The sequence below is a fragment of the Kitasatospora sp. NPDC086791 genome, assembly GCF_040685975.1.
Lineage (GTDB): Bacteria > Actinomycetota > Actinomycetes > Streptomycetales > Streptomycetaceae > Kitasatospora.
On the sequence record NZ_JBFBOC010000007.1, the window covers coordinates 253,361 to 259,769 of the forward strand.

Below are 6,409 nucleotides of genomic sequence, written 5' to 3' on the forward strand. Positions count from 1 at the left end.
GCCTCCTCCGGCCCCATGGCACGATTGGCGCTGCGTGCGGGCGGAAGATCCGTCCGGAGCCGCGCCCACGACGCCCCTCCGAGGAGCAGTGATGACCGACACTCCGGGCTGGGCCTCGCCCAGCTCGTCCGAGCCACCCCGCGACGGCGTCCGGCCCCCGGCCGACACGCCCGCCGCCGTGCCCGGGCCGTCGGCACCACCGCAGGCCACCCCCGGCTGGACCGGCCAGTACGGCCAGAACAACCAGTACGGCCAGAACAACCAGCACGGTCCGTACGACCAGTACGGCCGGCCGCAGTGGGGCCGACCGTCCCCCGGCGGCCGACCCCCCTACGGCTGGGACGTGCCGCACAGCCCCCGGCCCGGGGTCATCCCGCTGCGCCCGCTCGGCGTCGGCGAGCTGCTCGACGGCTCCGTCAACACCGTCCGCCGGCACTGGCGGACGGTGCTCGCGCTCTCGCTCGGCATCGCCGTGGTCGCCCAGGGCGGGACCGTCCTGGTGGACCTCCTGGTCAGGGGCAAGACCGGCGCCGCCACCCAGACCCTGCGGCTGCTCGCCGCCATGCCGCTGCAGCTGCTGCTCGACGTGCTCGCCGCCGCACTCCTCACCATCGTCGTGAGCCGGGCCGTCCTCGGCCGCTCCGCGACCGCCGGGGAGGCCTGGCGCGACGCCCGGCCGCGGCTCCTGCAGCTGCTCGGGCTCACCCTGCTCACCCTCCTGATGGGCCTCGGCGTGGGCCTGCTCGGCTTCGCCCCGCTGATCGGTTACCGCGCCGGCGGCGCCGCCGAGCCCGCGACCGCCGGGCTGCTGTTCCTCGTCGGCCTGCTGACCCTGCCGGTCGCCGCCTGGCTGTGGATCCGCTACAGCCTGGCCGCCCCCGCGCTGATGCTGGAGAAGCAGGGCGTGGCCACCGCGCTGTCGCGCTCCCGGCGCCTGGTCCGCGGCTCCTGGTGGCGGATCTTCGGCATCACCCTGCTGAGCAAGGTGCTGTCGCTGGTCGTCGCGGTGGTCATCGCCGTCCCGTTCCGCTTCGTCGGCCTGCTGCTCGGCTTCGAGACCCTCGACCGACAAGGCCTGACCGACTCCACCCACCAGGGCGTCGCCATGGTGGTCGTCATGGCGGTCGCCGGGATCATCGCCGGCACCCTCACCACACCGTTCATGGCCGCCGTCGGCGTACTGCTCTACATCGACCAGCGGATCCGCCGCGAGGCCCTGGACATCGAGCTCGCCCGCGCCGCTGGCCTGCCCGAGTCCGGCGGCACCGGCTGGGGCGAGCAACCCGACCAGACCCCGGCGAGGCGCTGAACCGGATGCCCAGTTGGGGGGACAGGCTGCTCGCCGCGGGCGGCGCCCCGGTCACCGTCCCGCGCGATCCCGCGCGTGACGCCGCCCGGGACGAGTTGCTCAACGCCGAGTACCACAAGAACGACCCGTCGATCCTGCAGCGGGCCGCGGACTGGTTCTGGGAGCACGTCTCCGACGCGCTCGGCAGCATCTCCGGCGACGGCACCAGCGGCACCACCGGCCTGGTGCTCTTCCTGATCGTCGCGGTGCTGATCGGCGCCGCGCTCTGGTGGCGCCTCGGCGCGCCCCGGCGCGCCGCCCGCACCGTCGGGGACGTCTACGGAGTCGAGGGCCCGCGCAGCGCCGCGCAGTACCGGGCGGACGCCGCCGAACACGCCGCCGCCGGGCGCTGGGCCGACGCCGTCCGCGAGCAGATGCGCGCCCTGGTGCGGGGCCTGGAGGAGCGCACCCTGCTCGACTCCCGCCCCGGCCGCACCGCCGACGAGGCCGCCGAGGAGGCCGGCCGGGCGCTGCCCGAGCACGCCGCCGCGCTGTCCGCGGCCGCCCGTGCCTTCGACGACATCGCGTACGGCGAGCGCACCGCCGACCAGTCCGCGTACCGGCTGCTGGACGAGCTCGACCGGACGCTGGAACGCACTCGCCCGGTCCTCACGCCCGGCTCGACGGCGGACGCCTCCCCGTCCTCCCCATCGACCCCGACCCCGGCCCCGGGAGGAACGGCATGACCGCCACCGCCCCCGCACCGCCGCCGGTGACCGAGGCGCCCACCGGCGCCGCCCCCACCAGCCTCGCCCCGACCATCCGCGGCCTGTGGCGCCGGGGCCGCTGGTACCTGGCCTTCCTGGCCGCCCTGCTGATCGGCGCCGTCGCCGTGACCTCCCTCGGCCAGAACCACCGCTACCCGCCGCTCGACCCCCGCTCGTACGACGGCGACGGCGCCCACGCCGTCGTCGCGCTGCTCGAACGGCAGGGCCTCAAGGCCGAGTTCACCACCGACCCGACCGGCAGCCCGGCCGGCCCCGACACCCTCGTGCTGCCCGAGCCGGACCTGCTCGACCCCGCCCAGCTGCGCGCCGTCGCCGCCGCCGGGCACCGGAGGCTGGTCCTGATCGCCCCGGGCCCGACCGCCCTCACCGCGCTCGCCCCCGGCATCCGCATGTCCGAGGAGGACGGCGGCCTCCCGTACGCGTCCGACCGCAGCACCACCCCGGACTGCTCGCTCGCCGAGGCCACCCGGGCCGGCAGCGCCCACCTGGGCGGCATGCTCTACACCAGCGGCAGCCGCGGCCAGGGCTGCTACCCGCGCGGCCACGGCTACCCACTGGTCAGCGCCCAAACCGGCGACGGCGGCGGCGACGTCATCGTGCTCGGCAGCGGCGCGTTCCTGCAGAACGAGCGGCTCGCCGAGGACGGCGACGCCGCCCTCGCGCTCGGCCTGCTCGGCTCGCAGCCCCGCCTCACCTGGCACCTGCCGGACTACTCCGCCCCGCTCGCCGAGGGCGAGGGCACCAAGACCTTCGACGACTACCTCCCGAGCGGCTGGCACTGGGCCTACGACCAGCTCGTGGTCGCCGCCGTGCTCGCCGCGCTCTGGCGCGGCCGCCGACTCGGCCCGGTGGTCAGCGAGGACCTGCCCGTGGTGGTCCGCGCCTCCGAGACCACCGAGGGCCGCGCCCGCCTCTACCGGCGCGCCAAGGCCCGCGGCCGCGCCGCCGAGGCCCTGCGCAGCGCGGCAGCCCACCGCCTCGCCCCGGCCCTGGGCGTCCCGCTCCAGGCCGGCGCACCCGACGCCGACGCACTCTGCGCGGCTGTGGCCGACCGGCTCCCCGGCCGGCCCGCCGGGGACGTCCGGGCCCTGCTGTTCGGCCCGCCCCCGACCGACGACGCCGCGCTGCTGCGGCTCGCCGACGACCTCGACGCCCTCGAAAGGCAGGTACGGAACCCGTGACCGACCAGGCAACCGCCCAGCTCCGCACCGTCCCCGGCGCGGCGACCGACACCCCCGGCAGCACCGACCCCCGGGCGGCACTGACCGACCCGCGGGCCGCGCTGACCGCCCTGCGCGCCGAGATCGGCAAGGCCGTGGTCGGCCAGGACGCCGCCGTCACCGGACTGGTGGTCGCGCTCCTCTGCGGCGGCCACGTGTTGCTGGAGGGCGTCCCCGGCGTCGCCAAGACCCTGCTGATCCGCACCCTCTCCACCGCGCTCAGCCTGGAGACCAAGCGCATCCAGTTCACCCCCGACCTGATGCCGGGCGACGTCACCGGCTCGCTCGTCTACGACGCCCGCAGCTCCGAGTTCTCCTTCCAGCCCGGCCCGGTCTTCACCAACCTGCTGCTGGCCGACGAGATCAACCGCACCCCGCCGAAGACCCAGGCCGCCCTGCTGGAGGCCATGGAGGAGCACCAGGTCACGGTCGACGGCGAGCCGCGCGCGCTGCCCGTGCCGTTCATGGTCGCCGCGACCCAGAACCCGGTCGAGTACGAGGGCACCTACCCGCTGCCCGAGGCCCAGCTGGACCGCTTCCTGCTCAAGCTGATCCTGCCGCTGCCCGACCGCGATCAGGAGTTCCAGGTCCTCTCCCGGCACGCCGCGGGCTTCGACCCCCGCGACCTCGCCGCGGCCGGCGTCCGCCCGGTCGCCGGGCCCGAGCACCTCGCCGCCGCCCGCGAGCAGATCGCCGCGCTGACCGTCTCCCCCGGGGTCCTCGCCTACATCGTCGACCTCTGCCGGGCCACCCGGCAGTCCCCGTCGCTGTCCATCGGCGTCTCCCCGCGCGGTGCCACCGCCCTGCTCGCCGCCTCGCGCGCCTGGGCCTGGCTGGCCGGCCGCGACTACGTCACCCCCGACGACGTGAAGGCGCTCGCCCTGCCCACCCTGCGGCACCGGGTCGCGCTGCGCGCCGAGGCCGAGATGGAGGGCGTCACCGCCGACTCCGTCATCCAGGCCGTCCTCGCCCAGACGCCCGCGCCCCGCTGATCCGCCCGGCCGGTCTGGTCCGTCTGGTCCGTCTGCTCCGTCTGCTCCGTCTGCCCCACCCGATCCAGCTGATTCTCCGCCCGTTCCCGTCGCCCGTTCCCGTCACGGGCCCCCGGACGACGGGTCACCGAAGGAGCGCACCGCATGGCCCTCACCGGGCGAACCGCCCTGCTCGCCGCGCTCGGCGCGCTCGTCGTGGGCCTGCTGCTGCCGTCGGCGGCCGGGATCTGGCTGGTCACCGGCACGATCCTGCTCGCCGTCGTGGCCGACCTGGTACTCGCCGCCCCCGTCCGCGACCTACGGTTCGGCCGCGGCGGCGACACCACCGTCCGGCTCGGTGAGACCGCCTCGGTCGAACTGACCGTCACCAATCCCTCCGGGCGCCCCCTCCGGGCCCTGCTCCGGGACGCCTGGGCCCCGTCCGCCTGGCGCCCCGGCACCGCCGAGGCCGACTCCCGGCACACCCTGACCGTCCCCGGCGGCGAACGGCGCCGGAGCGTCACCGTGCTGGGCCCGACCCGCCGCGGCGACCACCACGCCCACCGGGTGACGGTCCGCTCGTTCGGCCCGCTCGGCCTGGCCGCCCGCCAGGGCTCGCACCTGGTCCCCTGGACGGTCCGCGCACTGCCCCCGTTCGCCAGCCGCAAGCACCTGCCGTCCCGGCTCGCCCGCCTGCGCGAACTCGACGGCCGCACCTCGGTGCTGACCCGTGGCCAGGGCACCGAGTTCGACTCCCTGCGCGAGTACCTGCCCGGCGACGACGTCCGCTCCATCGACTGGCGCGCCAGCGCCCGCCGCAACACCGTCGCCGTCCGCACCTGGCGCCCCGAACGCGACCGGCACATCCTCGTCGTCCTCGACACCGGCCGCACCTCGGCCGGCCGCGTCGGCGACGCTCCCCGCCTGGACGCCGCCCTCGACGCCGCCCTGCTGCTGACCGCCCTCGCGACCCGCGCCGGCGACCGCGTCGACCTGCTCGCCCACGACCTCCGCAAGCGCGCCGCCGTGGCCGGCTGCTCGGCCCACGAGGTGCTGCCCGCCTTCACCAACGCGATGGCCGACCTGGAACCCGCGCTGCACGAGACCGACATGCGCTCGCTGGTCTCCACCATCCTCACGATGGCACCGCACCGCTCGCTGATCGTCCTGCTCACCGGCCTCGACGCGGCCCCGGTCGAGGACGGCCTGCGCCCGCTGCTGCCGCTGCTCACCAAGCGCCACGAGGTCGTTCTCGCCTCCGTCGCCGACCCCCGGCTGGACGTCCTCGCCGCCGGCCGCGGCACCGTCGAGGCGGTCTACGGCGCCGCGGCCGCCGAGCAGACCCGCGCCGACCGCCGTGCCACCGCCGACCACCTCACCCGCCACGGCGTCACCGTGCTCGACGCCCCGCCCGCACAGCTCGCCCCGGCCCTGGCCGACACCTACCTGGCGCTGAAGGCCGCCGGCCGGCTCTGAGCCGCCCGGCCCGCGGGCTCCCTGGGCTCCCTGGGCTCCCCCTGGCCTCCTGGCTCGCTGGTGCCCCTGGCTCCCTGGCTCTCTCAGCGGGGCCGAGCGGCGTTCGGGCCGATGTGTCCTGGCTACCCGGCCGGTGTCTCAACCGACGCTGGTCCCGCACCGACGCGGTCCTCCACAGAGCCGGGCGTGGTGCAACACCACCAGGGCCTGCCGCCCCGCCACCTCATCCGAGCCCCGCCCCATGCCCTCCGAATTCACCGGCCCGTACCAGCCCATGGATGTCGGCCAGCAGGGGTCTACGGCATGACCGATCACTTTCCCGGAAACGCGAAGAACCCCCATCCGGAATCCGGATGGGGGTTCTTCTCAAGAATTGTTCGGCGGCGTCCTACTCTCCCACAGGGTCCCCCCTGCAGTACCATCGGCGCTGTAAGGCTTAGCTTCCGGGTTCGGAATGTAACCGGGCGTTTCCCTCACGCTATGACCACCGAAACACTATGAAACTGTCAACCGCACACCCGAATCATTCGGGCGGGTCGTTGTTTCAGAACAACACAGTGGACGCGAGCAACTGAGGACAAGCCCTCGGCCTATTAGTACCGGTCAACTCCACCCCTCACAGGGCTTCCATATCCGGCCTATCAACCCAGTCGTCTACTGGGAGCC

Annotated in this window: 5 protein-coding genes and 2 rRNA genes; 5 read left to right on the plus strand and 2 right to left on the minus strand. The window is 75.3% G+C overall.

The features are described from left to right. The first annotated feature begins 91 nt into the window (after positions 1 to 91). From AB0Q99_RS13845 to AB0Q99_RS13865, 5 genes are all read left to right on the plus strand, one after another. Entirely contained in the window at positions 92 to 1,309 is a 1,218-nt protein-coding gene (locus tag AB0Q99_RS13845) for a hypothetical protein (protein WP_363571251.1), read from the plus strand. A gap of 5 nt (positions 1,310 to 1,314) precedes the next feature. Next, the gene (locus tag AB0Q99_RS13850; RefSeq protein ID WP_363571253.1) at positions 1,315 to 2,034 is read left to right on the plus strand and encodes a DUF4129 domain-containing protein; all 720 of its coding nucleotides are present in this window, start codon (positions 1,315 to 1,317) and stop codon (positions 2,032 to 2,034) included. Then, positions 2,031 to 3,257: a DUF4350 domain-containing protein gene (locus AB0Q99_RS13855; protein ID WP_363571255.1), complete on the plus strand. Its 1,227-nt coding sequence runs from the start codon at positions 2,031 to 2,033 to the stop codon at positions 3,255 to 3,257. Before AB0Q99_RS13850 ends, AB0Q99_RS13855 begins: the two co-directional genes overlap by 4 nt. 80 nt (positions 3,258 to 3,337) lie before the next feature. After that, positions 3,338 to 4,288 (plus strand): MoxR family ATPase, encoded by a 951-nt coding sequence (locus AB0Q99_RS13860; RefSeq protein WP_363571292.1) that lies wholly within the window; start codon positions 3,338 to 3,340, stop codon positions 4,286 to 4,288. A gap of 144 nt (positions 4,289 to 4,432) precedes the next feature. After that, positions 4,433 to 5,743, plus strand: a complete 1,311-nt coding sequence (locus AB0Q99_RS13865; protein WP_363571257.1) for a DUF58 domain-containing protein — start codon at positions 4,433 to 4,435, stop codon at positions 5,741 to 5,743. A 375-nt stretch (positions 5,744 to 6,118) separates the two neighbouring features. On the opposite strand, the gene rrf is transcribed toward AB0Q99_RS13865, so the two are convergent. Together rrf and AB0Q99_RS13875 are read right to left on the minus strand one after the other, a co-directional pair. Then, positions 6,119 to 6,235, minus strand: a 5S ribosomal RNA gene (gene rrf / locus AB0Q99_RS13870). 81 nt (positions 6,236 to 6,316) lie between these two features. Further along, positions 6,317 to 6,409 (minus strand): 23S ribosomal RNA (locus AB0Q99_RS13875); the annotation flags it as partial.

Coding starts and splice junctions, on each gene's coding strand:
- AB0Q99_RS13855 (WP_363571255.1), top strand. CDS start 2,031: ATGACCGCCACCGCCCCCGCACCGCCGCCGGTGACCGAGGCGCCCACC.
- AB0Q99_RS13850 (WP_363571253.1), top strand. CDS start 1,315: ATGCCCAGTTGGGGGGACAGGCTGCTCGCCGCGGGCGGCGCCCCGGTC.
- AB0Q99_RS13845 (WP_363571251.1), top strand. CDS start 92: ATGACCGACACTCCGGGCTGGGCCTCGCCCAGCTCGTCCGAGCCACCC.
- AB0Q99_RS13865 (WP_363571257.1), top strand. CDS start 4,433: ATGGCCCTCACCGGGCGAACCGCCCTGCTCGCCGCGCTCGGCGCGCTC.